At 70.0% G+C, this 26,346-nt stretch carries 27 protein-coding genes; 16 read left to right on the top strand and 11 right to left on the bottom strand.

Features of this window, described 5'->3' with window-relative positions:
- Positions 1 to 27: 27 nt before the first annotated feature.
- The 5 genes from ACWPXE_RS10710 to ACWPXE_RS10690 all read left to right on the top strand — a co-directional run bounded on the left by ACWPXE_RS10710 (position 28) and on the right by ACWPXE_RS10690 (position 4,503).
- The gene (locus ACWPXE_RS10710) at positions 28 to 828 is read left to right on the top strand and encodes a transporter substrate-binding domain-containing protein (protein WP_109070440.1); all 801 of its coding nucleotides are present in this window, start codon (positions 28 to 30) and stop codon (positions 826 to 828) included.
- A 64-nt stretch (positions 829 to 892) separates the two neighbouring features.
- Positions 893 to 1,681, top strand: a complete 789-nt coding sequence (locus ACWPXE_RS10705) for an amino acid ABC transporter ATP-binding protein (protein ID WP_059399204.1) — start codon at positions 893 to 895, stop codon at positions 1,679 to 1,681.
- A gap of 26 nt (positions 1,682 to 1,707) precedes the next feature.
- The gene (locus tag ACWPXE_RS10700; RefSeq protein WP_454017807.1) at positions 1,708 to 2,646 is read left to right on the top strand and encodes a 2-hydroxyacid dehydrogenase; all 939 of its coding nucleotides are present in this window, start codon (positions 1,708 to 1,710) and stop codon (positions 2,644 to 2,646) included.
- Between the two features lie 12 nt (positions 2,647 to 2,658).
- Positions 2,659 to 3,711, top strand: coding sequence for a LacI family DNA-binding transcriptional regulator (locus ACWPXE_RS10695; RefSeq protein WP_454017806.1), 1,053 nt, complete (start codon positions 2,659 to 2,661; stop codon positions 3,709 to 3,711).
- Positions 3,712 to 3,738: 27 nt separating this feature from the next.
- On the top strand, positions 3,739 to 4,503 hold the full coding sequence (locus tag ACWPXE_RS10690; RefSeq protein WP_454017805.1) for a 2-keto-4-pentenoate hydratase: 765 nt from the start codon (positions 3,739 to 3,741) through the stop codon (positions 4,501 to 4,503).
- 162 nt (positions 4,504 to 4,665) lie between these two features.
- Here ACWPXE_RS10690 and edd read toward each other — a convergent pair whose 3' ends face one another.
- Positions 4,666 to 6,465, bottom strand: coding sequence for a phosphogluconate dehydratase (gene edd / locus ACWPXE_RS10685; protein WP_454017926.1), 1,800 nt, complete (start codon positions 6,463 to 6,465; stop codon positions 4,666 to 4,668).
- Between the two features lie 31 nt (positions 6,466 to 6,496).
- Positions 6,497 to 7,000, bottom strand: a complete 504-nt coding sequence (locus ACWPXE_RS10680; protein WP_454017804.1) for a gluconokinase — start codon at positions 6,998 to 7,000, stop codon at positions 6,497 to 6,499.
- 166 nt (positions 7,001 to 7,166) lie between these two features.
- Between ACWPXE_RS10680 and gntR the strand changes: the two genes are divergently transcribed.
- Positions 7,167 to 8,225 carry an HTH-type transcriptional regulator GntR gene (gene gntR / locus ACWPXE_RS10675; RefSeq protein ID WP_454017803.1) on the top strand — a complete coding sequence of 353 codons (1,059 nt, stop codon included), beginning with the start codon at positions 7,167 to 7,169 and terminating at the stop codon, positions 8,223 to 8,225.
- 64 nt (positions 8,226 to 8,289) lie between these two features.
- Positions 8,290 to 9,708 (top strand): NADP-dependent phosphogluconate dehydrogenase, encoded by a 1,419-nt coding sequence (gene gndA / locus ACWPXE_RS10670; RefSeq protein ID WP_454017802.1) that lies wholly within the window; start codon positions 8,290 to 8,292, stop codon positions 9,706 to 9,708.
- Between the two features lie 79 nt (positions 9,709 to 9,787).
- On the opposite strand, the gene ACWPXE_RS10665 is transcribed toward gndA, so the two are convergent.
- From ACWPXE_RS10665 to ACWPXE_RS10655, 3 genes are all read right to left on the bottom strand, one after another.
- A complete protein-coding gene (locus ACWPXE_RS10665; protein ID WP_454017801.1) occupies positions 9,788 to 10,588 on the bottom strand; it encodes an oxepin-CoA hydrolase, alternative type in 801 nt (266 codons plus the stop codon).
- Positions 10,585 to 11,016, bottom strand: a complete 432-nt coding sequence (locus ACWPXE_RS10660; protein WP_454017800.1) for a PaaI family thioesterase — start codon at positions 11,014 to 11,016, stop codon at positions 10,585 to 10,587. Before ACWPXE_RS10660 ends, ACWPXE_RS10665 begins: the two co-directional genes overlap by 4 nt.
- A 61-nt stretch (positions 11,017 to 11,077) precedes the next feature.
- On the bottom strand, positions 11,078 to 12,058 hold the full coding sequence (locus ACWPXE_RS10655) for a S1C family serine protease (protein ID WP_145700505.1): 981 nt from the start codon (positions 12,056 to 12,058) through the stop codon (positions 11,078 to 11,080).
- A 209-nt stretch (positions 12,059 to 12,267) separates the two neighbouring features.
- Here ACWPXE_RS10655 and lysM point away from each other — a divergent pair, with 209 nt between their 5' ends.
- Positions 12,268 to 12,744, top strand: a complete 477-nt coding sequence (gene lysM, locus ACWPXE_RS10650; RefSeq protein ID WP_454017799.1) for a peptidoglycan-binding protein LysM — start codon at positions 12,268 to 12,270, stop codon at positions 12,742 to 12,744.
- Between the two features lie 163 nt (positions 12,745 to 12,907).
- Positions 12,908 to 13,795 carry a regulator of G-protein signaling domain-containing protein gene (locus tag ACWPXE_RS10645; RefSeq protein WP_145623753.1) on the top strand — a complete coding sequence of 296 codons (888 nt, stop codon included), beginning with the start codon at positions 12,908 to 12,910 and terminating at the stop codon, positions 13,793 to 13,795.
- Positions 13,796 to 13,843: 48 nt separating this feature from the next.
- Here the strand turns inward: ACWPXE_RS10645 and ACWPXE_RS10640 are convergent, their stop codons facing one another.
- The 6 genes from ACWPXE_RS10640 to ACWPXE_RS10615 form a co-directional block, all read right to left on the bottom strand.
- Positions 13,844 to 14,596 (bottom strand): ABC transporter permease, encoded by a 753-nt coding sequence (locus ACWPXE_RS10640; protein ID WP_454017798.1) that lies wholly within the window; start codon positions 14,594 to 14,596, stop codon positions 13,844 to 13,846.
- Entirely contained in the window at positions 14,593 to 15,531 is a 939-nt protein-coding gene (locus ACWPXE_RS10635; protein WP_454017797.1) for an ABC transporter ATP-binding protein, read from the bottom strand. The genes ACWPXE_RS10640 and ACWPXE_RS10635 overlap by 4 nt, the downstream gene beginning before the upstream one ends.
- Complete coding sequence (locus ACWPXE_RS10630; RefSeq protein WP_454017796.1) at positions 15,528 to 16,589, bottom strand: ABC transporter permease; 1,062 nt, start codon at positions 16,587 to 16,589, stop codon at positions 15,528 to 15,530. Before ACWPXE_RS10630 ends, ACWPXE_RS10635 begins: the two co-directional genes overlap by 4 nt.
- A gap of 4 nt (positions 16,590 to 16,593) precedes the next feature.
- Entirely contained in the window at positions 16,594 to 17,514 is a 921-nt protein-coding gene (gene osmF, locus ACWPXE_RS10625; RefSeq protein WP_454017795.1) for a glycine betaine ABC transporter substrate-binding protein OsmF, read from the bottom strand.
- Between the two features lie 115 nt (positions 17,515 to 17,629).
- A complete protein-coding gene (gene hemH / locus ACWPXE_RS10620) occupies positions 17,630 to 18,769 on the bottom strand; it encodes a ferrochelatase (RefSeq protein WP_454017794.1) in 1,140 nt (379 codons plus the stop codon).
- 68 nt (positions 18,770 to 18,837) lie between these two features.
- Positions 18,838 to 19,578 (bottom strand): GntR family transcriptional regulator, encoded by a 741-nt coding sequence (locus tag ACWPXE_RS10615; protein WP_454017793.1) that lies wholly within the window; start codon positions 19,576 to 19,578, stop codon positions 18,838 to 18,840.
- A 267-nt stretch (positions 19,579 to 19,845) separates the two neighbouring features.
- On the opposite strand from ACWPXE_RS10615, the gene ACWPXE_RS10610 reads away from it, so the two are divergent.
- The 7 genes from ACWPXE_RS10610 to ACWPXE_RS10580 all read left to right on the top strand — a co-directional run bounded on the left by ACWPXE_RS10610 (position 19,846) and on the right by ACWPXE_RS10580 (position 26,327).
- Positions 19,846 to 20,865, top strand: a complete 1,020-nt coding sequence (locus tag ACWPXE_RS10610; RefSeq protein ID WP_454017792.1) for an ABC transporter ATP-binding protein — start codon at positions 19,846 to 19,848, stop codon at positions 20,863 to 20,865.
- Between the two features lie 65 nt (positions 20,866 to 20,930).
- On the top strand, positions 20,931 to 22,247 hold the full coding sequence (locus tag ACWPXE_RS10605) for an ABC transporter substrate-binding protein (protein WP_454017791.1): 1,317 nt from the start codon (positions 20,931 to 20,933) through the stop codon (positions 22,245 to 22,247).
- Between the two features lie 167 nt (positions 22,248 to 22,414).
- A complete protein-coding gene (locus ACWPXE_RS10600; protein ID WP_137104899.1) occupies positions 22,415 to 23,338 on the top strand; it encodes an ABC transporter permease in 924 nt (307 codons plus the stop codon).
- A gap of 3 nt (positions 23,339 to 23,341) precedes the next feature.
- Positions 23,342 to 24,181: an ABC transporter permease gene (locus ACWPXE_RS10595; RefSeq protein ID WP_109071501.1), complete on the top strand. Its 840-nt coding sequence runs from the start codon at positions 23,342 to 23,344 to the stop codon at positions 24,179 to 24,181.
- A 17-nt stretch (positions 24,182 to 24,198) separates the two neighbouring features.
- Positions 24,199 to 24,945 (top strand): aspartate/glutamate racemase family protein, encoded by a 747-nt coding sequence (locus tag ACWPXE_RS10590; RefSeq protein WP_454017790.1) that lies wholly within the window; start codon positions 24,199 to 24,201, stop codon positions 24,943 to 24,945.
- A gap of 14 nt (positions 24,946 to 24,959) precedes the next feature.
- On the top strand, positions 24,960 to 25,802 hold the full coding sequence (locus ACWPXE_RS10585; protein ID WP_454017789.1) for a GNAT family N-acetyltransferase: 843 nt from the start codon (positions 24,960 to 24,962) through the stop codon (positions 25,800 to 25,802).
- Positions 25,803 to 25,934: 132 nt separating this feature from the next.
- Entirely contained in the window at positions 25,935 to 26,327 is a 393-nt protein-coding gene (locus ACWPXE_RS10580; protein ID WP_454017788.1) for an RcnB family protein, read from the top strand.
- The last annotated feature ends 19 nt before the right edge of the window (positions 26,328 to 26,346 follow it).

Genomic DNA, 26,346 nt, shown 5'->3' with positions numbered 1-26,346 from the left:
TTTCATAAGAACCGTGAGGAAACCCCAATGACCCTGTCGATCACCCGCCGCCTCGCCGTCGCCGGCGCCATGATGGCTGCTGCCGTCGCCCTGGCCGCTCCGGCCGCCGCCCAGACCGTCGACGAGATCAAGTCGAAGGGCAAGCTGACCATCGGCATGCTGGTGGACTTCCCGCCCTTCGGCATCACCACCGCCGACGGCAAGCCGGACGGCTACGACGCCGACGTTGCCAAGCTGCTGGGCAAGCACATGGGCGTCCCGGTGGAGATCGTTCCGGTCACCGGCCCGAACCGCATCCCCTACCTGCTGACCAACAAGGTCGATCTGCTGGTCGCCTCGCTGGGCATCACCCCGGCCCGCGCCGAGCAGGTGCAGTTCTCCGAGCCCTACGCCGCCATCGAGATCGGTCTGGTCGCCCCGGCCAACACCAAGATCAAGGAGGCCGCGGAGCTGTCCGGCAAGCGCGTCGGCGTCGCCCGCGCCAGCACCCAGGACAACGCCCTGACCGCCGTCGCCCCGAAGGACGCGCGCATCATGCGCTTCGACGATGACGCCAGCGCCGTTCAGGCCATGCTGTCCGGTCAGGTGGACGCGCTGGGCCTCAGCAACGTGGTCACCAAGGAGATCAAGAAGCTGGCCCCGCAGGCCAACTACGAGATGAAGTTCGTGCTGAACCGTCAGGTCCAGGGCATCGCCATGCGCAAGGGCCAGGATGCCCTGCTGAAGTGGGTCAACGAGTTCATCGAGACCGCGAAGGCGAACGGCGAGCTGAACGAGGTCCACAAGAAGTGGCTTGGCACCGACCTGCCCCCGCTGACCAAGTCGTAACGTCCCACATTCCCTCTCCCCTCTCCCCGGAGGGGAGAGGGTTTGGATAAAGGAGGAGTCCCCCATGGCCTCGGCTTACGATACGACGGACGTCCCCGCGCCGCGGCCGGTCAGCGGCGAGGTCGTCATCCGGATGGCCGGCGTCCAGAAATGGTACGACAGCTTCCATGTGCTGAAGGACATCGAGCTGGAGGTCCACAAGGGCGAGCGGATCGTCATCTGCGGCCCCTCGGGCTCCGGCAAGTCCACGCTGATCCGCTGCATCAACCAGCTTGAGAAGCATCAGAAGGGCACGATCACCGTCAACGGCGTCACGATCGACGCTCACCACCGCCACCTCGATCAGGTGCGGCGCGACGTCGGGATGGTGTTCCAGCAGTTCAACCTGTTCCCGCACCTGACCGTGGTCGAGAACTGCATGCTGGCGCCCATGCGGGTGCGCGGCACCTCCAAGCAGGAAGCGCGCGACATCGCCATGAAATATCTGGCCCGCGTGCGCATCCCGGAGCAGGCGGACAAATATCCCGGCCAGCTCTCCGGCGGGCAGCAGCAGCGCGTCGCCATCGCCCGCTCGCTGTGCATGAATCCCAAGGTCATGCTGTTCGACGAGCCGACCTCCGCGCTGGATCCCGAGATGGTCAAGGAGGTTCTCGACACCATGATCGGTTTGGCCGAGGACGGCATGACCATGCTCTGCGTCACGCACGAGATGGGCTTCGCCAAGTCGGTCGCCGACCGCGTCATCTTCATGGACCGCGGCGAGATCGTCGAGCAGGCCACCCCCGCCGAGTTCTTCACGAATCCGAGGTCCGAGCGGACCCGCAACTTCCTCGGCCAGATCCTCACCCACTGAGTCTTCCCCATTAAGGACAGCGTTTGATGAAGCCGGAGATCCTCCTCATCGAATCCATGATGCCGGACATCGAGGCGGCGCTGGACGCGGGCTACACCGTCCACCGCCTCGCCGGCGCGCCCGACCGCGACCGGCTGGTCGCGGAGGTGGGGCCGCGCGTCCGCGCCGTCGTCACCGGCGGCGGCACGGGCGTCAGCAACGCGATCATGGACGCCTGCTCCAACCTGGGGATCGTCGCGATCAACGGCGTCGGCACCGACGCGGTGGACCTGAAGCACGCGGCCAGCCGCGGCGTCCGCGTCACCAACACGCCCGACGTGCTGACCGACGACGTGGCCGATCTCGCCATCGGGCTGATGATCGCCGGGTCGCGCCGCATGATGGTCGGCGACCGCTTCGTGCGCGCCGGGCGCTGGCCGGGCGGCGGGCTGCCGCTGGCCCGCAAGGTCACCGGCAAGCGGCTGGGCATTCTGGGGCTGGGCCGCATCGGGATGGCCATCGCCCAGCGCGCCGCCGGCTTCGGCATGAACATCGCCTACACCAACCGCAAGCCGCGCAGCGACGTGTCCTACCGCTTCGTCGCCTCCCCGGTCGATCTGGCGCGGGAGAGCGACATCCTGATCGTCGCCGCCTCGGCCGGGCCGGACGCCCGCAACATGGTCAACCGCGCGGTGATCGAGGCGCTGGGGCCGGACGGGCTGCTGGTCAACGTCGCCCGCGGCGCCGTGGTCGACGAACCGGAGCTGGTCGCCGCCCTGACCGACGGGCGTCTCGGCGGGGCCGCCCTGGACGTCTTCGCCAACGAGCCGCACGCGCCTGAGGCCCTGTTCGGCCTGGACAACGTCGTGCTCCAGCCGCACCAGGCGAGCGCCACGGTGGAAACGCGCATGGCGATGGGCAATCTGGTGCTGGCGAACCTGTCCGCCTTCTTCGCCGGCCAGCCGCTGCCGACCGCCGTCGTCTGAATGGCGGCGTGAATGACCATCCTTGACGAGCGCGGCGGACCGGCCCGCATCACCCTGACGGAGGTGGCCCACCACGCCGGGGTGTCGCGGTCCACCGTCTCGCTCGTCCTGCGCGGCAGCCCGCTGGTCGCCGCCGAGACGCGGGAACGCGTGCAGGCCGCCATCGCGGCCTTGGGCTACGTCTACAACCGCGGCGCCGCGACTCTGCGCGCCGCCCGCACCGACACGGTCGGGCTGCTCGTCTGCGAGATCAACAACTCCTTCTATGGCGAGCTGACCGCCGGGGTGGATGACGTCCTGGGTGAGCAGGGGGTCGTCGCCTTCCTCGCCAACACCGCGGAATCGGGGGAGCGGCAGGACCGCTACCTCCAGCGCATGCGCGAGCAGAATGTGGACGGGGTGATCATCTGCCCCGCCGCTGGCACGTCGCCGGCGCTGCTGGACCGGCTGCGCCAGTGGCAGCTTCCGGTCGTCCAGGCGCTGCGCTTCATCTCCGCCCGCGAAGGCGATTACGCCGGGGTCGATTACGAGTTCGGGATGGAGATGGTGACCGAGCATCTGCTGCGGATCGGCCATCGCCGCATCGCCTTCGTCGGCGGCAACCTGTCCCACTCCGCCTTCGCCGGGCGCCGTGTCGGCTTCGCCGCGGCGCTGCGCCGCCATGGCCTGACCCCGGACCTCGTCGTGCGCTGCCCGGCCACCCGCCGCGGCGGGTTGGACGCGGTGGGGCCGCTGATGGATCTTGCCGATCCCCCCACCGCGATGCTGTGCTACAACGACCTCGTCGCGTTCGGCGTGATGCTGGGGCTGGAGGCCCGTGGTCTGCGGGCAGGACGGGACATCGCCGTGACCGGTTTCGACGACCTGACCGAAGCGGCGATCAGCCGCCCCGCCCTGACCACCGTCGCGACCTCCGCCCGCCAGATCGGGCAGGAGGCCGCCCGCCTGCTGCTGCGCCGCATCGCCGACCCGCAGGGGGCGCCGGAGCGCGTGATCCTGCCCGCCCGGCTGGTCATCCGCGAGTCCTGCGGCGCCATGAGAGACCAACCCGACAAGCACCAATAACCGAAGAAAAGCGAAGGCCCGAAGACGATGTCCGAAGAGATCAACGAGTCCGCATTCCGCGATTCCGTCGATGCCCTGATCCAGGCGCGCAAGAGCCGCGACTGGCTGTCCGCCCTGCCGACCCGCCCGACCAGCGAGGTCGAGGCCTACGCCATCCAAGACGCCGTGGCCCGCCGCCTCGGCCCAGTGGTCGCCTGGAAGGTCGGCGCCCGCACGCCGGACACGGAGCCGTTCCGCGCCCCCATCCACGCCGACACGCTGTTCTTCGACACCACGACGCTTCCCGCCGCGGACTATCAGGTCATCGGCATGGAAGCCGAGATCGCCTACACATTCGCCAAGGACCTGCCGCCCCGCGCCGAGCCCTACAGCCGCGAGGAGGTCCTGGACGCCGTCGGGTCCGTCCACCCGGCCTTCGAGATCGTCGACACGCGTTTCGCCGGTTTCGGCTCGCAGGACGGGCTCAGCCACATGGCCGACCAGTTCAACCACGGCGCCCTGGTCGTCGGCCCGGCCATCGCCGACTGGCGCTCGCTGGAGCCGCTGAAGGAGCGGGTGGCCCTGGTGGTCGACGGCGAGACGAAGGCCGACACGGTCGCCGGCAATTCGGCGGGCGAGCCGGTGCGCCTTCTGGTGTGGATGGCCAACACCGGCGCGGTCAGCCTGGGCGGCCTGAAGGCCGGCGACGTGGTGACCACCGGCTCGCACGTCGGCACCGTCATGGTCCCGGCGGGCAGCACGTCGGTCGCCGTGTACGGGACGATGGGCACCTACGAGCTGACCGTGAAGTGATCGGACTGCCCTGGCGCCCACCAGGGCAGCTTTTACAACCCTCTCCCCTCTGGGGAGAGGGTGGCCCGGAGGGCCGGTGAGGGAGTTGCGCATGGCGGTACCGTCCGGCACAAGCGCACCCCCCTCACCCTAACCCTCTCCCCGGAGGGGAGAGGGAAACATTCACCCGAACACCGACGCCCCGGCCTCGGCGCTGCCGACCGCCCGGCGGAACACGCCGAACAGCTCCCGCCCGCAGCCGACGCCGCCATCCGCCGGCGCATCCGCCAGCGGGCGGGCGGACCACGCCGCGTCGTCCACCAGCACCTCCAGCGTGCCGCGCTCGGTGTCCAGCCGCAGCATGTCGCCATCCCGCACCCGCCCCAGCGGACCGCCAGCCGCGGCCTCCGGCGTGACGTGGATCGCCGCCGGGACCTTGCCCGAGGCACCGGACATCCGCCCGTCCGTGACCAGCGCCACCCGGTAGCCGAGATCCTGAAGCACGCCCAGCGGCGGCGTCAGCTTGTGCAGTTCCGGCATGCCGTTGGCCTTCGGACCCTGGAAGCGCACCACCACGACCACGTCGCAGTGCAACTCACCACGGCGGAAGGCGGTCTGCACCGACTCCTGGTCGGCGAAGACGCGGGCCGGCGCCTCGATCACGCGATGGTCCGGCTTCACGGCGGAGACCTTCACCACCGCGCGGCCCAGCGGCCCGCTCAGCACGCGCAGCCCGCCCTCCGCCGCCATGGGCGACGACACCGGAGCCAGCACAGCGGGGTCGGCGCTCTCCCGGACCGCCGCGCCGCGCACCAGTTCACTCCCCTCCAGCCGCAGCGGGCGGCGGTAGGCGGCGATGCTGTCGTCCTCCCACACGGTGGCGGCGTCGCCGTGCAGAAGCCCGGCGTCGGCCAGTTCCCCGATCAGGAAGGCCATGCCGCCCGCCGCCTCGAAATGGTTCACGTCGGCGCTGCCGTTCGGGTAGACGCGGGCGAGCAGCGGCACCACCGCCGACAGCTCGGCGAAATCCTCCCAGGTCAGGGCAATCCCCGCCGCCGCCGCGATCGCCGGCAGATGCAGCGTGTGGTTGGTCGAGCCGCCGGTCGCCAGCAGCCCGACCACCGCGTTGACGATGGCGCGCTCGTCGACGATCTCGCCGATGGGCGTGCGCAGGGCGACCACCCGCCGCGCCGCCGCGTCGGTCAGCGCGTCGCGCAGCGCCGTGCCGGGGTTGGCAAAGCTCGCCCCCGGCAGGTGCAGCCCCATCATCTCGACCAGCATCTGGTTCGAATTGGCGGTGCCGTAGAAGGTGCAGGTACCCGGCGCGTGATAGGACGCGGCCTCCGCCTCCAGCAGCGCGTCCTTGTCCAGCTTGCCTTCCGCGTAGAGCTGGCGGATGCGCCCCTTCTCCTTGTTGGGCAGGCCGGAGGGCATCGGCCCGGCGGGCACGAAGACGGTGGGCAGATGGCCGAAGGACAGCGCGCCGATCAGCAGACCCGGAACGATCTTGTCGCAGACGCCGAGGCACAGCACCCCGTCGAAGGTGCCGTGCGACAGGGCGACCGCCGTCCCCATGGCGATGACCTCGCGCGAGAACAGCGACAATTCCATCCCCGGCTCACCCTGGGTGACGCCGTCGCACATGGCCGGCACGCCGCCCGCCACCTGCGCCACGCCGCCCGCCGCCCGCACCGCCGCCTTGAGACGCTCCGGGTAGTCCTCGTAGGGCTGATGGGCGGACAGCATGTCGTTGTAGGAGGTGACGATGCCGATGGCCGGGGTGGAGCCGCCGCGCAGCGCCGCCTTGTCCTCCGCCGCGGTGCAGCCGGCGAAGCCGTGCGCCCGGTTGGCGCAGCCCAGCGCCAAGCGGCGCGGCCCCTGCGCCGCGGCGGCGCGCAGCCGCTCCAGATAGGCGGCGCGGGTGGGCTGGCTTCGCTCTCGGATGCGGCGGGTGACGGCGTCGAGGACGGGATGAAGACTCATCATGGCGCGGTCCTTCCAGACGGCGGATTGTTCAGGCGGCGGAAGCGATCTGGGAGGACACGCGGGCGGCGATCTCCGCCGGGCTGGCGTCGATGTCGCAGACGATGCCGAGTTCTCCGGCCTCCAGCGGCTCCAGCGCCGCAAACTGGCTGTCGAGCAGGGTGGTCGGCATGAAATGGCCGGCGCGCAGCGCCATGCGGGCGTGGATGGTGTCCCGGCTGCCGTCGAGATGGACAAACAGGACGCGCGTCCCGCCGGCGCTCAGCCGGTCGCGGTAGCGCCGCTTCAGCGCGGAGCAGGAGACGACGATCGGTGCCTTCGCCTCCCGCGCCAGGGCGATGTGGGCGGCGATGGTGTCCAGCCAGCCCCAGCGGTCCTCGTCCTGAAGCGGGATGCCGGCGGACATCTTCGCGATGTTCTCCGGCGGGTGGAAGCCGTCGCCCTCCAGGAACTGCCAGCCGAGCCGCCGGGCCAGTTCCTCCCCCACCGAGGTCTTGCCGCAGCCCGCCACGCCCATCACCACGATCGCGTCCACGGCCTCGCTTATGTTAGCGGTAACATCGGGAGACGGAAGAGCGCTCATGCTGGTCGGTCCTCGAAACAAAATGGCTGGGGAGAGATGCGCATGTTACCGCTAACAAACGAGGCTTGTAAAGCCCAATCCGGCGCGGGATAATGGCCGCCGGACAACTGGAACGCTGATGACCGCCACCCCCCGCAAACCCCGATCCTCGCGCAGCGGGCGCGCCACCATGGCCGACGTCGCCGCCGCCGCCGGGGTCAGCGCCATGACCGTGTCCCGCGCCCTGCGCCGGCCCGACACGGTCAGCGAGGAGGTGCGCGCCCGCGTCGAGGAGGCGAGCCGCCGCCTGGGCTTCGTGCCCAGCCGCGTGGCGTCGGCGCTGGCCTCGGCGCGAACGATGACGGTGGCGGTGCTGATCCCCTCCCTGACCAACGCCGTCTTCATCGACCTGCTGGCCGGCGTGCAGGAGACGCTGAGCCCGCAAGGCTACCAGCCGCTGGTCGGCATCACCGGCTACGGCCCGGAGGCGGAGGAGCGCGTCCTGCGCACCCAGCTCGCCCACGATCCGGACGGGGTGATCCTGAGCGGGCTCGACCACACGCCGGGCACCTGGGATTTGCTGCGCGGCCTCACGATCCCGGTCGTCCACACCATGGATCTGGCCGCGGAGGTTGAACACAGCGATTGCCCGGTGCAGACGGTCGGCTTCTCGCAGTTCGACGCCGGCTACGCCGTCGGCGCGCATTTGGCCGCGCGGGGGCGGCGGCGGATCGGGTTGATCGCCGGGCAGCTCGACCCGCGGACGCGCCAGCGCTGCGACGGCTGGCGGCAAGCGCTGCGCGACGCCGGACGGCACGACCCCGCCTTGGAGCTGATGGTGCCGGACGCCACCTCCGTCGCGCTGGGCGCGGAGCTGCTGGAACGCACGCTGGCCACCCACCCGGACACCGACGCGTTGTTCCTGTGCAACGACGATCTGGCGCAGGGCGCGCTGTTCCAATGCGCGCGGCTCGGCATTCCGGTGCCGGAGCGGCTGGCCGTCGCCGGCTTCAACGATCTGGCTGGGGCGGCCTGGACCGTCCCGCCGCTGACCACCGTCGCCACCCCCCGCCGCGCCATCGGCGTGGAGGCGGCCCGCCTGCTGATCGCGGGCATGGCGGACCGGACACCGAAAAGCCGGGAAAATCCGCGCCGCGTGGATCTGGGCTTTCGCCTGATGGTGCGCGAGACCACTTGAGAGACCGAAACCGACCCCCGCGCCGCGGGGTTTCGTCAAAGAGAATGTACGGGAGTTCGTCGTAATGGTGCAGGGCAACTCGACCAGGACCGGAGCGGATATCGCTGTCCTCGGCCTGGGCGTGATGGGGCGCAACCTCGCCGCCAATCTGGCCGACCATGGGGCCGTGGTGGCGGGCTACGACCTGGACGAGGGACGCCGCGGCGCCTTCGCCGCCCAGGTGGGCAACGCCGTCCCCTGCGCGTCGGTGGAGGAACTGTTGGGCGCGCTCAAGGCGCCTCGGACGATCCTGATGATGGTGCCCGCCGGCGCCCCGGTGGACGAGCTGACGGCCGCCCTGCTGCCCCGCCTGTCGCCGGGCGATGTGCTGATCGACGGCGGCAACTCCCATTTCCGCGACACCAACCGCCGCGCGGCACTCGCCGCCGCGGCGGGCGTGCGCTTCGTCGGGTTGGGCGTGTCGGGCGGCGAGGAAGGCGCGCGGCGCGGTCCCGCCCTGATGGCCGGCGGCGACGCCGAAGCGCTGGCCCCCGTTGCCCCGCTGCTGGCCGCCATCGCCGCCCGCGCGCCGGACGGCGAGTCCTGCTTCGCCCGCGTCGGGCCGGAGGGGGCGGGCCATTTCGTCAAGATGATCCACAACGGGATCGAATACGCCGACATGCAGCTGATCGCCGAGGCGTATCATCTTCTGCGCGAGATCGGCGGCTGCTCCTACGAGCGTCTGGCGGACATCTTCGCGGAATGGAACGGCGGGGAGCTGGCCTCCTACCTGATGGAGATCACCACCGACATCCTGCGCACCAAGGACGGCGAGACCGGCGCTCCGATCCTTGAGGTGATCCGCGACGCCGCCGGCCAGAAGGGCACCGGCCACTGGGCGGCGACCACCGCGCTGGAGCTGGGCATGCCCGCCCCGACCATCGCCGAGGCGGTGCACGCCCGCTGCCTGTCCGCCCTGAAGGACGAGCGCGTGCGCGCCGCCGAGGCGCTGGCCATCCCGCACGTTCCCTCCAAGGAGGATCTGGTCGCGTCGGTCGGCGACGCGTTGCTCAGCGGGCGGATCGCGGTCTACGCCCAGGGCTTCGCGGTCATCGCCGCGGGCAGCCGGCAATTCGGCTGGGACGTCGATCTGGCGGCGGTGGCGCGCATCTGGCGCGGCGGCTGCATCATCCGCGCCCGTCTGCTCGACCGCATCCTGACCGCGCTGAACCGCGCGCCGGAACTGCCGAACCTGATGCTGGACCCCGACATCGCCGGCCTGATGACCCGCGGCGACGCCGGCTTCCGCCGCATGGTGGCCGCCGCAACGCTGGCCGCGGTGCCGGTGCCGGCGATGGCCTCGGCCCTGTCCTACTGGGACGGCTACCGCAGCGGCCGGCTGTGGGCCAACATGATCCAGGCCCAGCGCGACTATTTCGGCGCCCACGGCTATGAACGCACGGACCGTCCGGGCATGGTGCACACGGAGTGGAAGGGGGTCTGAGGCTGCGGCACGGGCGCCCACCCCGGCCCTCCCCCGCTATCGCAGGGGAGGGTTAGGGAGGGGGCACCAGCGCGACCACTCACCCCTTCGAAAACACCGGCGCCCGCTTCTCGAAGAAGGCGGTCACGCCCTCCCCGGCCTCGTCGTTGAACAGCGACTCCACGAAGGCGTCGCGCTCTCGGTCGAGCTGATCCGCCAGCCCGCCGTAAGCCACCTCCAGCAGCCCCTTGGCGCGGCCCAGCGCGGCGGTCGGGCCGGCGGCCAGCCGCTCCGCCCAGGCGGTCGCCTCGACCAGCGCACCGCCGGGGGCGGTCAGCCGGTTGATTATGCCGAGCTGCGCCAGACGCGGCGCCCCGACGCGCCCGCCCTCGAACAGGATTTCCGCGGCGAGCTGCGGCGGCAGCGCGCGGGCCAGCGACGCCGTGCCGCCGCCGTCGGAGGTCAGCGCGACCTTGATGTAGGACAGGGTGAAGACCGCATCCTCCGCCGCGACGATCAGGTCGCAGGCCAGCGCCAGCGGGAAGCCCGCCCCGCCCGCCGGCCCCTCGACCGCGGCGATCACCGGCTTGGGGCAGGCGCGCAGGCTGCGGATCATGGCGTGGAAGCTCTCCACCCCCGCCCGCACCGACTCGCGGTCGCCGCCCCGCGCCTCCTTCAGCCATTTCAGATTGCCGCCGGAGCAGAAGGCCCCCTCGGCGCCGGTCAGCACCACGGCCCCGACGCTTGCGTCCACCGCCGCCGCGTCGAAGACGGCGCGGGCCGCCTCCATCAGCGCCGGGCCGATCGAGTTGCGGGTGGCCGGGTCGTTGATGGTCAGGCGCAGGACACGGCCGTCCTGCGCGATGTCCAGGCCGGTCTTCTTATCGTTCGTGTTGGTCATCGGGGCGTTCCCTCCGGATTTTCGCTTCCGGGGGCATATTTGAACATTCCCTCGGCGGACGCCAGAAGCGCGCCGTCGTCCTTGCGCCGCACCTCGCCCCGGCAGCCGACGATCTTGCGTCCGCCGCCCAGCAGCGTGCCGCGGGCCACCACCGTGCCCTCCGCCACCGCGCCCAGGAAGCTGGAGGACAGCGACAGCGTGACCACCCGGCGCGAATGGCCGGGCACCGCGCAGTGGGTCGCCGCGAATCCCATGGCGGTGTCGAGCAGGGTCATCAGCGCACCGCCGTGCAGGACGCCGCCCCGGTTGCGGTGCTGCGGAGCGATGGTCAGTTCCACCTCCGCCACGCCGTCCTCCCAGCGCACCAGCGTGTAGCCGAGCAGGGTCTGGAAGCCGGAGGCCGGTTCCCCCTTCATCAAGTCGTCCATAAAAGCGCTCTCCAACCCGTCTTCTTGGTTCTGGAGCGCCAGTGTCGCACAGTTCCGCCTGTCAGTGCCGCCGCGCCGCCTTCAAAAAACGCTCGCGGTCGCTGGATCCGACACGCATGTCGAACACGTCGCCTTCCCGCTCCATGGTCAGCGGCACGTCGACCCCCGCCGGGCCGAGATTCCACAGGGCCCTGTAGAAGTCGGCCAGAGAGCCCACCGGCTGCCCGGCCACCGCGCGCACCACGTCGCCGGCCCGCAGCTCCGCCCGCTGCGCCGGTCCGTCGCCGGCCAGACCGACCAGCACCACCCGCTCCCGCTCGTCCTGCGTCGCGTAGAGGCCGAGCCATGGGCGCGGCGGGCCGGCGACTTTTCCGCGGGTCATCAGGTCGTCCAGGATCGGCTTCAGCAGGTCGATAGGCACGTTCATGTTCAGCGGCAGGACGCGCTCCTCCGGCGCCCGGTACTGGAGCTGGAGTGAACCGATGCCCAGCAGTTCGCCCCCCGCCCCCAGCATCGCCGTGCCGCCCCAGTTGGGATGGGCCGGCAGGGTGAACAGGGCGTCGTCGATCATGTATTCCCAGTAGCCGGCGAACTCCTGTCGGGCGACCACCCGCGCGGTGATGGAGCGCTCGCGCCCGCCGGCCCCGGCCACCACCACCGGGTCGCCCAACTGCACATGGCGCGACGAGCCGAGCATCAGCGCCGGCACGCCCAGCGGCGACAGCGCCTGCACCAGCCCGAAGCCGCTGGTGTGGTCATAGGCGACGACATGCGCCTGCACCGCCCGTCCATCGTTGGTGGTCAGCCAGATATCCTCGGCCTCCGCGATCAGATAGCCAATGGTCAGGACCAGCCCGTCCTCGCGGATGACGGCGCCCTGCCCGGCGCGCTCCGTGCCCAGCACGCCGGCGGTGTAGGCGTCTTCAGGAACGCTGGCCCGCAGCCCGACCACGGCGGACAGCGCCCGGTCCAGATCATAGGCCAGATCATCCGGGTCGGGCTGGAATTGCGGCGGAATCCGCCAGTCGTCGGACGGGTTCATCGGCGGCTCCTTTGCGCAGGGGGCGGTATGATCCTCTCCCCTTTCGGCGTGATTCTCTATGACGTTATCTGGGCTCCATGGCCTTATTTGGGAAGTCGAACGCACCTGCTAAGCCCGGCGTTCCTACCCCCCTCCTCCGCGCGTGAAACCAGCGAGCCGCAGTGATGTTGTCCGGGATCGCTTCACCAAGGCGACAACCGAGGGAGGACATGATGGGCCTGTTCGATTTCTTCCGCCGCGATCACGGCGAAAAGGTCGGTGCCGCGGACACTCCGACCGCCGACGAGCTGAAATCCCACCTGACGCAGGTCGGCCTGCCGACCAATGGGCTGGACATCCAGGTCGCCGACGACACGGTGACCGTGCGCGGCAGCGCCGCCTCGCAGGAGGAGAAGGAGAAGATCGCGGTGGCGCTCGGCAACGTGAAGGGCGTGTCACGGGTGGACGACCAGACCGCCGTCATCGCCAAGGACCAAGGCGCGGGCGGCCCGGACCAGCCGACCGAGCAGCCGGCCAGCCAGACGCAGTTCCACACGGTGGAGAAGGGCGACACCCTGTCCGCCATCGCCAAGAAGGTCTACGGCGACCCCAACCGCTACAACGCCATCTTCGAGGCGAACAAGCCGATGCTGAAGGACCCGAACAAGATCTATCCCGGTCAGGTCCTGCGCATCCCGCCGCAGTGACGCGGCACCGTCTCGCGGCGAGGGGAAGCGACCCCGCCGCGGGATCGGTCCGCAAAGGTGCAGATCGCGCCGGAGTCTCCCGTCATTCCGACCGATCTCGAATTGCTCCGCCCAAGCCGCTCCGGCAGGCTTCCCGCCACTAACCGGCAGGGAGGAGCAGGCTATGAAGATCATCGGATACCCGGACGAACTCATTCCGCGCGTGGCGACGGCCAGCCTGGGGACGTACCGGACCCGGCAGGAATGCGCGGATCTGCTGGCCGGGATGGCTGACGCGGAGAAGGCGTTCAACTCGATCACGTGGCACAAGGTGATGCTGCTCGCCCTCACCAAGCCTGAGCCGTTGGACGAGGACACCATCCACGTCTATGAGAGCGAGGTGGACAACGCCATCGCCCGCGTGTTCCGCAAGATGAAGATGCTCAACACGCTGGCAGCCGCAGCCTCCAAGGATCTCGGCGCCCTGGCGAAGGCGAACCCGAAGGACGCGGTGGCGAAGAAGGCCTTGGCCGCTACCAAGGCGGTGCCGGGCGTCACGGCGAAGCTGGTGAAGGCCCTCGAGGACGCCATTGACAAGGACCACAAGGACATCAAGACCCGCTTGGCCAAGGACGAGGCGGCCCATGAAAAGCAGCGCAAGGCCGCTGCAAAGGCGGCGCAGCAAACCAATGGCGGCCAATTCGTGAACCCCTTCGAAGGCAAGGACATCGACGACATCCTGAAAAGCAGCAAGCTGACGCTTCTGCTGCACGCCTACGCCAAAACGGAGCAAACCGACGAGAACGTCGAGTTCCTGTCGATCACGCGCAAGGGCGTCGACCAGCGGGGCGCGCTGAAGCTCTACAACCTGTTCATCGACCCGAACGGCGCGAAAAGCCTGAACATCACGGGCCAGCAGCGCACCGATTTCTCCAATGGGATCGGCAACGGTGCCTATGTGGGCGTCCTGAAGGACATCCAGACCCATATTCGGATCGTCGTCAGTGGGAACACTCTGACGCGGGCGCAGGCCCTTGATGAGCCGGCCCTGCGCAAGCTCGGCTACAAGTGATGCCAACCGGCGCTGCCCTTCAGGCGACCTTCTTTCAAGGAACCTCCTTCAGGCGGCGCCGGGCCGCCAGCGGGTCAGGCGCGCCGCCAGCCGGTCGAATCCGGCGTCCAGCACCACCGCCAGGGCGGCCACGATCACCGCGCCCTGGATGACGTAGGCCGGGTTGGAGCCGTTCAGCCCGACGATGATCGGCAGGCCGAGGGTCTTCGCCCCGACCGTGGAGGCGATGGCCGCCGTGCCGAGATTGACGACCGCCGCCGTCCGCACCCCGGCCAGGATCACCGGGGCGGCCAGCGGCAGTTCCACCCGCCACAGCAGCGCGCCCGGCCCCATGCCCATGCCGCGCGCCGCCTCGCGCACCGGTTCCGGCACCGATTCCAGGCCGGCCACCGTGTTCTCGACGATGGGCAGCAGCCCATAGAGCGTCAGCGCGATCAGCGCCGGGGCCGGGCCGAAGCCCAGGACGGGGACCGAGACGGCCAGCACCGCCACCGGCGGGAAAGTCTGGCCCATCGCCGCCACCGCGTCGAGGATGCCGCGGAATTCCCGTCCGAAGGGTCGGGTCACCGCGATTCCCGCCGCCCCGCCAAGCAGAACCGCGATCAGGCTCGCCCCGCCGGCCAGAGCCAAATGGTCCAGCGTCAGGGCCAGGAAACCGTCCGCCTCGTACAAGGGCCGGTCGAGCGCCGGGAAGGCTGCGGCAAACAGCGGCTTCAGCGCCGGCATCCCCAGCACCAGCGCCGCCAGGACGAGCAGCCCCAGCGCCAGCCGGTCCGTCAGCAGACTCCGCAGGCGGCTCACGACCGGTCCGGCCCGCGCAGCAGGTCGGCGAGATGGAGCGTGCCCGCCAAGCGTCCCTGCCCGTCCGCCACGGGAAGCCGGTCGGTGCCGCGCGCCACCATCACGGCCAGCGCCTGACGCAGCGACGCCCCCGCCGCCAGCGGATCGCCCGGCACCGCTTCGCCGGGGCGCAGCCGCTCCGCCACCGTCTCCACGGCCAGCCGCTTCAGCTCCCAATCCTCGCGCCCCACCAGATCGCGCACCCGGTCGTCGGCGGGGGCGGTCAGGATGTCGCGCGGCGTGCCGGTCTGCACCAGCCGTCCACGGTCCAGAATGGCGATCCGGCTGGCCAGCGCCAGCGCCTCGTCCATGTCGTGGGTGACGAAGACGATGGTGGTCCCGGTCGCCTTGTGGATCGCCGCCATCTCCGCCTGCAAGGTGCCGCGGGTGATCGGGTCGAGCGCGCTGAACGGCTCGTCCATCAGCAGGATGTGCGGCTCTGCCGCCAGCGCGCGGGCGACGCCGACGCGCTGCTGCTGGCCACCGGACAGTTCGTGCGGGTAGGCGCCGCGGTAGCGCTCCGGGTCGAGGTTCAGCAGGGCGAGCAGTTCCGTCACCCGGTCGCGCACCCGCGCCCTGGGCCAGCCGAGCAGGTCCGGCACGGCGGCGATGTTGCGCTCCACCGTCCAGTGCGGGAACAGCCCGATGCTCTGGATCACGTAGCCCATGCGGCGGCGCAGCGTTTCCGGCTTCAGGCGGGCGATGTCCTCCCCCTCCACCCGGATGGTTCCGGCGTCGGGGGCGATCAGCCGGTTCATCATCCGCAGGACCGTGGACTTGCCGGAGCCGGACGGCCCGATCAGCACGCGGAACTCCCCGGCCGCCACGGTCAGGGACAGGTCGTCCACGGCGGTCCAGGCGCCGAACCGCTTGGTCACTCCCTCGAAGGCGATCACGCCGCCGTCCTCCCGAGCCTCGACAGCGCCAGCGCCGAGGCCAGCTTCAGCGCCGCGTCGGCGGCGACGGCCAGCAGGATCACCGGCACCGCCCCCAGCAGCACGAGGTCCAGCGCGTTGGCGAACAGCCCCTGGAACATGATCGCCCCCAGCCCGCCGGCGCCGATCAGCGCCGCCACGGCGGCCAGCCCGACCGCCTGGACCAGCGTGATCCGCAGCCCAGCCAGGAACACTGGCAGGGCCAGCGGCGCCTCGACCCGCCAGAAGATCTGGCTCGGCGTCATGCCGATGCCGCGCGCCGCCTCCCGCACCGGCTCCGGCACGCCGGCCAGCCCGGCGGCGGTGTTGCGCGCGATGGGCAGCAGCGAATAGAGCGTCAGCGCGATCACCGCCGGCACCGGCCCCACCCCGCCGATCCCCAGCCCCGGAAAGGCGGCGGCCAGCGCCGACAGCGGGGCCAGCAGCAGGCCGAACAGCGCGATGGACGGAATCGTCTGCACGACGTTCAGCACCGGAAAGACCAGCCGCCCCACGGCGGGGGAGCGCTGCGCGGCGATGCCCAGCGGCACGCCGATCAGCAGGGTCGGCACCAGGGCCGCGGCGACCAGCGCGGCGTGGCGCAGCACGGCCCCGGCAAAGACGTCCCGCTGGTTGGCGTATTCCTTCATGATCGACAGCTGGTCGAGATGCCCGGCGGCGAACTGCCCGCCGATCAGCGCCACTGTCAGAGCGCCCACGGCGACCCGCCCTGCGGGACCCAGCCCCAGCCGCCGCACCCCATCCAAAACAGCGAGCACAGCGGCGGCCTCCATCACCCAGAAGCCCGCCCCGAACGAGGTCCGCGCCGCCTTGCTCGCCGCGACGGCCAGCAGCAGGGCGACCGGCAGCAGCGCCGCCCCGCTCCACCCCGCACCCGCCATCGCGCTCAACGCGATGGCCTTTCCCGACAGCAGCCGGTTGGGCGCGAAACCGAGGAACGGCAAAGCCAGCGCCGCCGTCACGATCATGACGGCGAGCAGCAGGGCGACGCGGTTGTGGATCGGACGGACGCGGGTCATCCCGTCAGTTCAGGAAGCCTTTCGACTTCAGATAGGTCGTGGCGACCGCCCGCGGGTCCTGCCCTTCCACCGAAATCTTGGCGTTCAGCCCGCGCAGGGTCTCGGTGTCCAGGGACTTGAAAACCGGGTCCAGCAGATCGCGGATCTTCGGATGGGCATCCAGCACGCCGTCGCGGATGGTCGGGGCCGGGGCGTAGACCATCTGCGCGCTCTTGGTGTCCTTCATGACCACGAGGTCCAGCGCGGCGATGGCACCGTCCGTGCCGTAGACCATGGCGGTGTTGACTCCGGAGGTGCCCTCGGCCGCCGCGCGGATGGTCGCCGCCGTGTCGCCGCCGGCCAGCACCAGGATCTGGTCGGGCTTCAGCGTGAAGCCGTAGGATTTCTGGAAAGAGGGCAGCGCCGCCGGGCTTTCCACGAACTCCGCCGAGGCGGCGAGCTTCGCCGTGCCGCCTGCACCGACCCAGCGGGAGAAATCCTCCATGGTGGCGAGATTGTTGGGCGCCGCCACGTCGCGGCGCAGCGCGATGCCCCAGGTGTTGTTCGCCGGGGCCGGGGTCAGCCAGACGATGTTGTGTTTGTCCCGGTCGAGCTGCTTCACCGTCTCGTAGCCGGCGGCGGCGTTCTTCCAGGCCGGATCGCTGTCGAGATTGAAGAAGAAGGCGCCGTTGCCGGTGTATTCCGGATAGACGTCGATCTCACCGGCCAGCAGGGCGCTGCGCACGATCCGGGTGGGGCCGAGCTGGATCTTGTTCTCCACCGGGATGCCGTTGGCCTCCAGCACCTGCAGGATCATCGTGCCGAGCAGGCCGCTTTCGGCGTCCAGCTTCGATCCGACACGGACCTTGTCCGCCGCCGCGGCGCTCCCCGCCGTCAGCAGCGCTCCCAGTGCCAGGGCGGCCACCGCCCGAACCACACGCCGCATCCCCCGCATCCTCCCAACCATCGTCCAATCTGTCCGTCCGCCAGCATGGGGAAGCCGGGCCGCCCCGGCAACCCACCCTTTCCGCCTGTGCGGCCCTCCATTTTGGAGAAGGGGGTCACGCCGTGACGTGGTCCTCCGCGTCGCGGGCCGCCCGCGTCCTGGCGCCGTCCACCCAGCCGCCCAGCTCGCGCTCCACGAGGTCGGCCAGGAAGATGACATGGTCGGGATGGTCGTTCAGGCAAGGAATGTAGGTGAAGCGCTCACCGCCTGCCGCCATGAAGGCGTCCTTCACCTGGAACTGAATCTCCTCCAGCGTCTCCACGCAGTCGGCGGAGAAGCCCGGCGCGATCACCGCGATCTTGGTCTTGCCGGCGCGGGCCAGTTCCTCGACCGTCTTGTCGGTGTAGGGTTTCAGCCATTCCGCCTTGCCGAAGCGCGACTGGAAGCTGTACTGCACGCGTCCCGGCTCCCAGCCCAGCCGCTCGGCCAGCAGGCGCGCGGTCTTCACGCAGAAGCAGTGGTAGGGGTCGCCGCGGTCCAGATAGACCTTCGGCAGGCCGTGGAAGCTCGCCAGCAGGACGTCCGGCGTGTGGTCCAGCGCCGCGATGTGCCGCACCACCGAGCGGGCCAGCGCCTCGATGTAGCCCGGCTCGTCGTGGTAGGCGGGGACGGTGCGCACCGCCGGTTGCCAGCGCATGGTCATCAGCTGGCGGAAGGCCTGATCGTTGGCCGTGGCCGTCGTGGTCGCAGAATATTGCGGGTAGAGCGGGAACAGCAGGATGCGGTCGCAGCCCTGGTCCTTCAGCCGCTGGATCGCCGGGCCGACCGCCGGCTGGCCGTAGCGCATGGCCCAGTCCACCACCACGCTTTCGCCGTGCCGCGCCGCCATCGCCGCCGCGACGCCCTCCGCCTGGGCGCGGGTGACGGTCTTCAGCGGGCTTTCGTTGCGCTCCTCGTTCCAGATGCTTTTGTAGGCATGGCCGCTCTTGCCCGGACGCACGGTCAGGATGATGCCGTTCAGCACCGGCCACCACACCGCCTTCGGCACCTCGATCACGCGGGGGTCCGACAGGAACTCCTTCAGGTAACGGCGCATCGACCAGTAGTCGGTCGCCTCCGGCGTTCCGAGATTCATCAGAAGCACACCGACGCGGCGCGCGGGAACCGGCGGGTGGTCGGCGGGCTTGGAAATGGGCTGCATGATGTCGGTCACCTCGATGTCGCGGCGGGCAGCATAATAGCGAGCCGAACCCATCGGAAGCAGCCCTTTGTCCCTATGCGGTCGATAGGGCCGGGCTATCCTCCGGCCGTTCGGACAGGCTCTTACGTCCGGCCCGCCGGCCGATCCGCGAAAACGGATTTCAGATCGACCGCGCCGTCCGACCGCGCGTCGAGGTCGAGCTGCCGCTCCACCTCGTCGAGATGCTCCATCATCAGTCGCATCGCAGCACCCGGCGGACCGGACTCCAGCGCCTCGACGAAGCGCCGGTGCTCGGTGGCGGAACAGGAGTGCGAGGACCGCCGCTCGAACGCCGCGATGGCGAGGCTGGAGCGGTCGATCAGGTCGGCCAGGATGCCGGCCAGCGTGGCGTTTCCGGCGAAGTCGGCCAGCAGTTGGTGGAACTGGCCCGACAGGCGGATCAGCGCCATGCGGTCGCCGGCCCGGTCGGCCTCCTCCTCCCGCGCCAGATGGGCACGCAGCTTCGCCGACATCTCGTCCGGCAGGGGGCGGGGATTGCGCTCCAGCGCCTCCACCACGGCGCGCTCGATCACGCGGCGGGCCTCGAACACCTCGCGCGCCTCCCGCGCGGTGGGCTTGGCGACGAAAGCGCCGCGGTTGGGGATCAGCGTCACGACGCGCCGCTGCGCCAGCAGAAGCAGCACCTTGCGCACCCGCTCCCGGCTGACGCCGAACACCTCGGCCAAGCTTTCCTCGGCCAGCTTGGTGCCGGGCGGCAGACGGCGGTCGGCGATGGCCTCGCCGATGCTGCGGACGATGCGGGCCTCCGCCCCCTCCCCCCGCCCGCGGACGGCGCGGCGGGGGGCGCTCAGGACAGTTTTCATGATGGCACGGGCGCTGTTCAGTTTGTTGCCGCAGATTGTGCACAAAACGGACCAGCAGGCAAACGCGGCCGCCGCGGCCTGCCTATGCATCGGGCACAGCCCACCCATGCACAATTTCGCGCCACAGCGCTGAAATCCTGACCATTCGCCGATTTTCGCCGCCGGAAAGCCGCGGAATTCCGCCATTCACACGCTGGCATGGAACTTGCGGACATATTCGACAGCCGCAGCGGGACCTGCGGATTGTGCACAAAATCGGAGAGGGCCATGACCGCCAGATCGACCGCAGCCGGATCGCCCGCAGCCGGATCAACCGTCGAACTGGTGAAGCTGCGCAAGTTCTACGGCTCCACCGTCGCCGTGGACGGCATCGACCTGCGCATCGCCGCCGGGGCCTATTGCTGCCTGCTCGGCCCCAGCGGCTGCGGCAAGACCTCCACGCTGCGCATGATCGCCGGGCATGAGGACATCTCCGACGGCGACCTGCTGATCGGCGACACGGTGGTGAACGGGGAGCCGCCGGCCCGCCGCGGCACCGCCATGATGTTCCAGAGCTACGCCCTGTTCCCCCACCTGGACTGCACCGACAACGTCGCCTTCAGCCTGAAGATGAAGGGGGTCGCGAAGGAAGAGCGGCGCCGCCGCGCGCGGGAGATGCTGGACCTCGTCCACATGTCCCAGTACGCGGACCGGCTGCCCGCCCAGCTCTCCGGCGGGCAGCAGCAGCGCGTCGCGCTGGCCCGCGCGCTGATCACCCGGCCGGGCGTCCTGCTGCTTGACGAGCCGCTGTCGGCGCTCGACCCCTTCCTGCGCATCCGCATGCGTGAGGAGCTGAAGCGCCTGCACACCGAGCTTGGCATCACCTTCGTCCATGTCACCCACAGCCAGACCGAGGCGATGGCGCTCGCCGACCTCGTGGTGGTGATGAACCAGGGGCGGATCGAGCAGGCCGGCCCGCCACGGGAGGTCTTCAACCAGCCGCGCACCGCCTTCGTCGCCCGCTTCATCGGCGGCCACAACGTGGTGGAGGACGCCGCCGGCCGCCGGGCCGTGCGGGCCGACCGCATCCTGATCGGCCAGCCCGAGGGAATCGACCACCAGCTCGAAGGCACCGTCCGCGCGCTGGAGTATCACGGTGCGTCGGTCCACCTGACGCTCGACGTGCCGGGTGCGGAGGACTTCGCCGTGGTGCTGGACGAATCCCGTTTCTACGACGCCCCGCTCGCCATCGGCGACCGCGTGACCGCGGGCTGGCGGGCGCGCGACGTCCACCCCCTGGTTGCCTGATTTCCCGACCAATCCCCAAGAACCGACTCCTCAAAAACCGACCGACCATACTGGAGGCACAGAGCATGACCGAGACGCGCACCGGCTCGCCCCTTTCCGCCGGGACCACCACGGGCGTCAGCCGCCGCACGCTGCTGAAGGGCACCGCCGCCGCCGCGGGTGTCGCCATCGGGTCGGGGGCGATCACCGGCTTCCCCACCATCTGGGCGCAGAACATCAAGAACGTCACGCTGCGCCAGTTCGGCACCGGCGTGTCGAACCTGAACGCCGTCGCCGACAAGGTGAAGGAGGATCTGGGCTTCACGCTGCAGATGACCGCGCTCGACAGTGACGCGGTGGCCCAGCGCGCGGTGACCCAGCCGAAGTCCTACGACATCGCCGACATCGAATACTGGATCTGCAAGAAGGTCTTTCCGGCCGGCGTGATGCAGCCGATGGACGTCTCCAAGATCAAGAACTTCGACAAGATCGTCCCGATCTTCGTCAACGGCAAGCTGACTCCGGAGAGCGCCGTCGCCCAGGGCACCGCCCCGCACACCGTCGGCTTCGTCGAAGGCAAGGACAGCATCAAGTTCGCCAAGTCGGCCACCCAATGGATGACGCTGATCCCGACCATCTACAACGCCGACACGCTGGGCATCCGCCCCGATCTGGTCGGCCGCCCGATCAGCAGCTGGAAGGACCTGCTCGATCCGGCCTTCAAGGGCAAGGCGTCGATCATCAACATCCCCTCCATCGGCATCATGGACGCCGCCATGGTCTGCGAGGCCATGGGCGAGGTGAAGTACGGCGACAAGGGCAACATGACCAAGGAGGAAATCGACAAGACCCTCAAGATCATGACCGACGCCAAGAAGGCCGGCCAGTTCCGCGCCTTCTGGAAGACCTTCGACGAGAGCGTCAACCTGATGTCGTCGGGCGAGGTCATCATCCAGTCGATGTGGTCGCCGGCCGTGGCCGCCGTGCGCGCCAAAGGCATCCAGTGCGTCTACCAGCCGCTGAAGGAAGGCTACCGCGCCTGGGGCGGCGGCCTCGGCATCGCCAAGCATCTGAGCGGGCTGGAGTTGGAGGCGGCTTACGAGTACATCAACTGGTACCTGTCGGGCTGGGTCGGCGCCTATCTGAACCGCCAGGGCTATTACTCCGCCGTGCTCGACACCGCGAAGGAGCACATGTCGCCGGACGAGTGGGCCTTCTGGATGGAGGGGCAGCCGGCCAAGACCGACATCCTCAGCCCCGAGGGCAAGGTGATGGAGAAGGCCGGCGCGGTGCGCGACGGCGGGTCGTTCCAGGACCGCATGGGCCGTGTGGCCTGCTGGAACGCGGTGATGGACGAGGACCGCTACATGGTCCGCAAGTGGAACGAGTTTGTCGCGGCGTAACCTGGGCCCGCTTGCCCCCACCCTTCCCATGCTGCGCATGGCCCCTTCCCCCCGCCTTCGGCAAGGGAGGGGATCAATTCCTCTCCCCCCGCCCAGCGGGGAGGGTCAGGGTGGGGGCAAGACTCTCCCACACCACGCACTCCCCCACGGCAACGGACCCCTGCGCCATGACCGTCTCCGCCGTCCCATCCGAAGCGTCCAGCGCGTCCGCGGCACCGCGGGGCGGCGGGGTGCGCCGTTCCGTGCTGCGCCGGGTCGCCCCCTACCTCCAGGCCGGGCCGCTGGCGCTGACGCTGCTGGTCTTCCTGCTGATTCCCATCCTGACCATCGTCGCGGTCAGCTTCTGGGACTACGACAGCATCCGCATCTACCCGGACTTCGTGCTGACCAACTACGAGGAGCTGCTGACCTCCCCGGTCACCTGGAAGACCTACCTGAACACGGTGAAGTTCGCGGCGCTGACCTGGGTCATCACGCTGCTGATCGGCTTCACCGTCGCCTATTTCCTGGCCTTCCACGTCCAGTCCACGACGTGGCAAATGGTGCTGTTCCTGGTCTGCACGATCCCCTTCTGGACCTCCAACATCATCCGCATGATCTCGTGGATTCCCTTCCTCGGGCGCAACGGACTGCTGAATTCCGGGCTGATCTCCGCCGGGCTGATCGACCAGCCGCTGGAGTTCCTGCTGTTCTCGGACTTCGCGGTGGTGCTGGCCTTCGTGCACCTCTACGCGCTGTTCATGGTGGTGCCGATCTTCAATTCGATGATGCGCATCGACCGCGCCCTGGTCGAGGCGGCGCGCGACGGCGGCGCCAGCGCGGCGCAGGTGGTGTGGAACGTCATCCTGCCGCTGGCCAAGCCGGGCATCGCCATCGGCTCGATCTTCGTGGTCACGCTGGTGATGGGCGACTTCATCACCGTGCGCCTGATGAGCGGCGGGCAGAGCGCCTCCATCGGGCTGATGATCGCCAATGAGATTTCGCTGCTCCAGTACCCCGCCGCCGCCGCGAACGCGGTCGTGCTGCTGGCCGTCGTCCTCATCATGGTCGTGGCGATGCTGCGCATCGTCGACATCCGCAAGGAGCTGTAAGCGATGACCGGCACCGGCACCCGGCGCGGCCTGTCCTTCTACCTGCTCGCCGCCTTCTTCGGGCTGTTCGTCCTGTTCCTCTACGGGCCGATCGCCACCATCACCATCCTGTCCTTCCAGGGGCCGGAGGGCGGGTTGACCTTCCCGATGAACGGCGTCTCCCTCCACTGGTTCAGGAACCTGTTCGAGCAGCAGGCGGTCGGCGATTTCGGCGGCTCCTTCCGCCGCTCCATCGCGCTGGGGCTGACGGTGATGGTGCTGACGGTGCTGTTCTCGCTGCTCGCCGGCTTCGCCTTCCGCCGCCGTTTCCTGGGCAGCGGGGCGCTGTTCTATCTGGCGGTGGCGAGCCTGATCGTGCCGTCGATCCTGGTCAGCCTGGGCATCGGCCTGCTCTTCAACATCCTGGGGATCGAGCCGACCTGGTACGGCTCGGCGCTCGGCGCGCATCTCACCTGGACGCTGCCCTTCGGCCTGCTGATCGTCTTCGCCATCTTCAACCGCTTCAACCCGGCCTACGAGGAGGCGGCGCGCGACCTCGGCGCCACGCCCTGGCAGACGGTGCGCCATGTGGTTCTGCCCATCCTGCTGCCCAGCCTGATCGGCGTCGGGCTGTTCGGCTTCACCCTGTCCTACGACGAGTTCGCGCGCACGCTGATGACCGCGGGGTCCTTCAACACGCTGCCGCTGGAGATCTACGGCATGACCACCAACGTCACGACGCCGGTGCTCTACGCGCTGGGCACGCTGACGACGCTGTTCTCCTTCACCGTCATCGGTCTGTTCCTGGCCGGGGTGATGATCCTGCGCCGCCGCCGGCTGCGGCGGACCGGCGCCGCCGCTTGAGACGCAGAGAGCCAACCATGCGCATCCTGGTCGTCAACCCGAACACCACCGCCTCGATGACCGAGAAGGCCGGGGATGCCGCCCGCGCTGTCGCGGCCCCGGGGACGGAGATCGTCGCCGCCAACCCCGCTATGGGTCCCGCCAGCATTGAGGGCTATTACGACGAGGCGCTCGCCGTTCCCGGCCTGCTGGAGGTGATCGCCGCCCACGGGCGCGCCGCACCCGGCATCGACGGCGTGGTGATCGCCTGCTTCGACGATGTCGGGCTGGACGCCGCGCGCTGCCTGTCCGCCGTCCCGGTGGTCGGCATCTGCGAGGCGGCGATGAAGACCGCCACCTTGCTCGGCGGGCGGTTCAGCGTGGTCACCACCATGCAGCGCTCCGTCCCGGCGCTGGAGCATCTGGCGGAGCGCTACGGTGTCTCCGGACGCTGCCGGGTGCGCGCCGCCGGGGTGCCGGTGCTGGCGCTGGAGGACCCGGCGTCGGGCGCCGTGGAGCGGGTGCGCGACACCATCCGCCGGGCCATCGCGGAGGATGGGGCGGAAAGCGTCGTTCTGGGCTGCGCCGGCATGGCCGATCTGGCGCGCGCCCTGACCGCCGAGATGGGCGTGCCGGTGGTGGACGGCGTCACCGCCGCGGTGAAGCTGGTGGAAGGATTGGCCGTGCTGGGCTTGCGCACCGGCAAGACCGGCGGTTACGCTTTCCCCCTGCCCAAACCCTACGCCGGGGAGATGGCGCGCTTCGCCCCCGCCCCGCAGCCCTGAACCGGAGGGACGCCATGGAAGGCTACCGCGTGCGCGTGATGAGCCGGGCCGAGTTGGATCTGGCTGTGGAATGGGCGCGGGCGGAGGGCTGGAACCCCGGCTTGCACGACGCCGGGGCCTTCCACGCCGTGGACCCCGAAGGATTCCTGATCGGGGAGCTGGACGGCGAGCCGGCGGCCTGCCTCTCCGTCGTCCGCTATCCCGAGAACTTCGGCTTCCTCGGCTTCTACATCGTGCGGCCCGGGATGCGCGGGCGCGGCCTCGGCTGGGACCTCTGGCAAGCCGGGCTGAGGCATCTGGAGGGCTGCACCGTCGGGCTGGACGGGGTGGTGGCGCAGCAGGACAATTACCGCAAGTCCGGCTTCGCGCTGGCCTACCGCAACATCCGTTACGGCGGCGCGCCGCCCGCCGGGACCTCCTCCGCCGCGGCGCTGGTGGACGCGCGGACGGTGCCCTTCGACCGGTTGCTGGACTGGGACCGCGCGCTGTTCCCGGCGCCGCGCGCCGGCTTCCTGTCCAACTGGATCGCCCTGCCCGGCGCCTCCGCGCTGGCCGCCGTGGTCGACGGGGAATTGCGGGGCTTCGGGGTGATCCGCCCCTGCCACAGCGGCAGCAAGATCGGCCCGCTCTACGCCGCCGACCGCGGCACGGCGCGCGATCTCGCTCTGGCGCTCGCCGCCACGGCGGGCGACGGCCCGATCTTTCTCGACGTTCCGGAGGTCAACCGCGACGCCGTCCTGCTGGCGGAGGAGTTGGGACTGAGCCCGCAGTTCGAAACCGCCCGCATGTATCTCGGCCCCGCCCCAGCCATCGACACCGCGCGCCTGTTCGGCGTGACGACCTTCGAACTGGGCTGAAGACGGGCAAAGCGTTTCCGTAACAGTCCGTTACCAAACAGGGGGCCGCCGGACACACGCCGGCAACAGGGCGCGCGCAGCATCGGGGTATCGGGATCACGATCCCGGCCTGACGAGAAGAGGGACACCCCCATGTCGCGCATCCTGATCGCCGCCATGACCACCGCCTTGACCGCCGCCACCATGCTGGTCGGCCTGGGCACCCAGGACGCCTCCGCCGCTGGCTGGGGACCGGATCATCGCGAATCGCCGCGGATGGAGCGGGACCATCGCGGCCCCGATTTGCACCGCCCCGAATCCCATCGCCCGCCGCCGCCGGTCCACCGCGCGGCACGATACTGGAAACCCGGCGACCGCCTGCCCACCGCCTACGCGTCGCGGCGCCACGTCATTGCTGCGCCCGCCGCTTATCATCTGCACCGGCCGCCGCGCGGCCATCACTGGGTTCGCGCCGGGTCGGACGCCGTTCTGGTGGCGTCCCGCTCGGGAATCATGGTCCGGATCGTCCCCGGCCTGTTCCGCTGAGAACCCGCCCTTCCTTCGT

It is taken from the genome of Azospirillum sp. Marseille-Q6669 (genome assembly GCF_965111635.1).
Note: the sequence above shows the minus strand (reverse complement) of the source record. Positions and strands in the feature narration are given on the sequence as shown.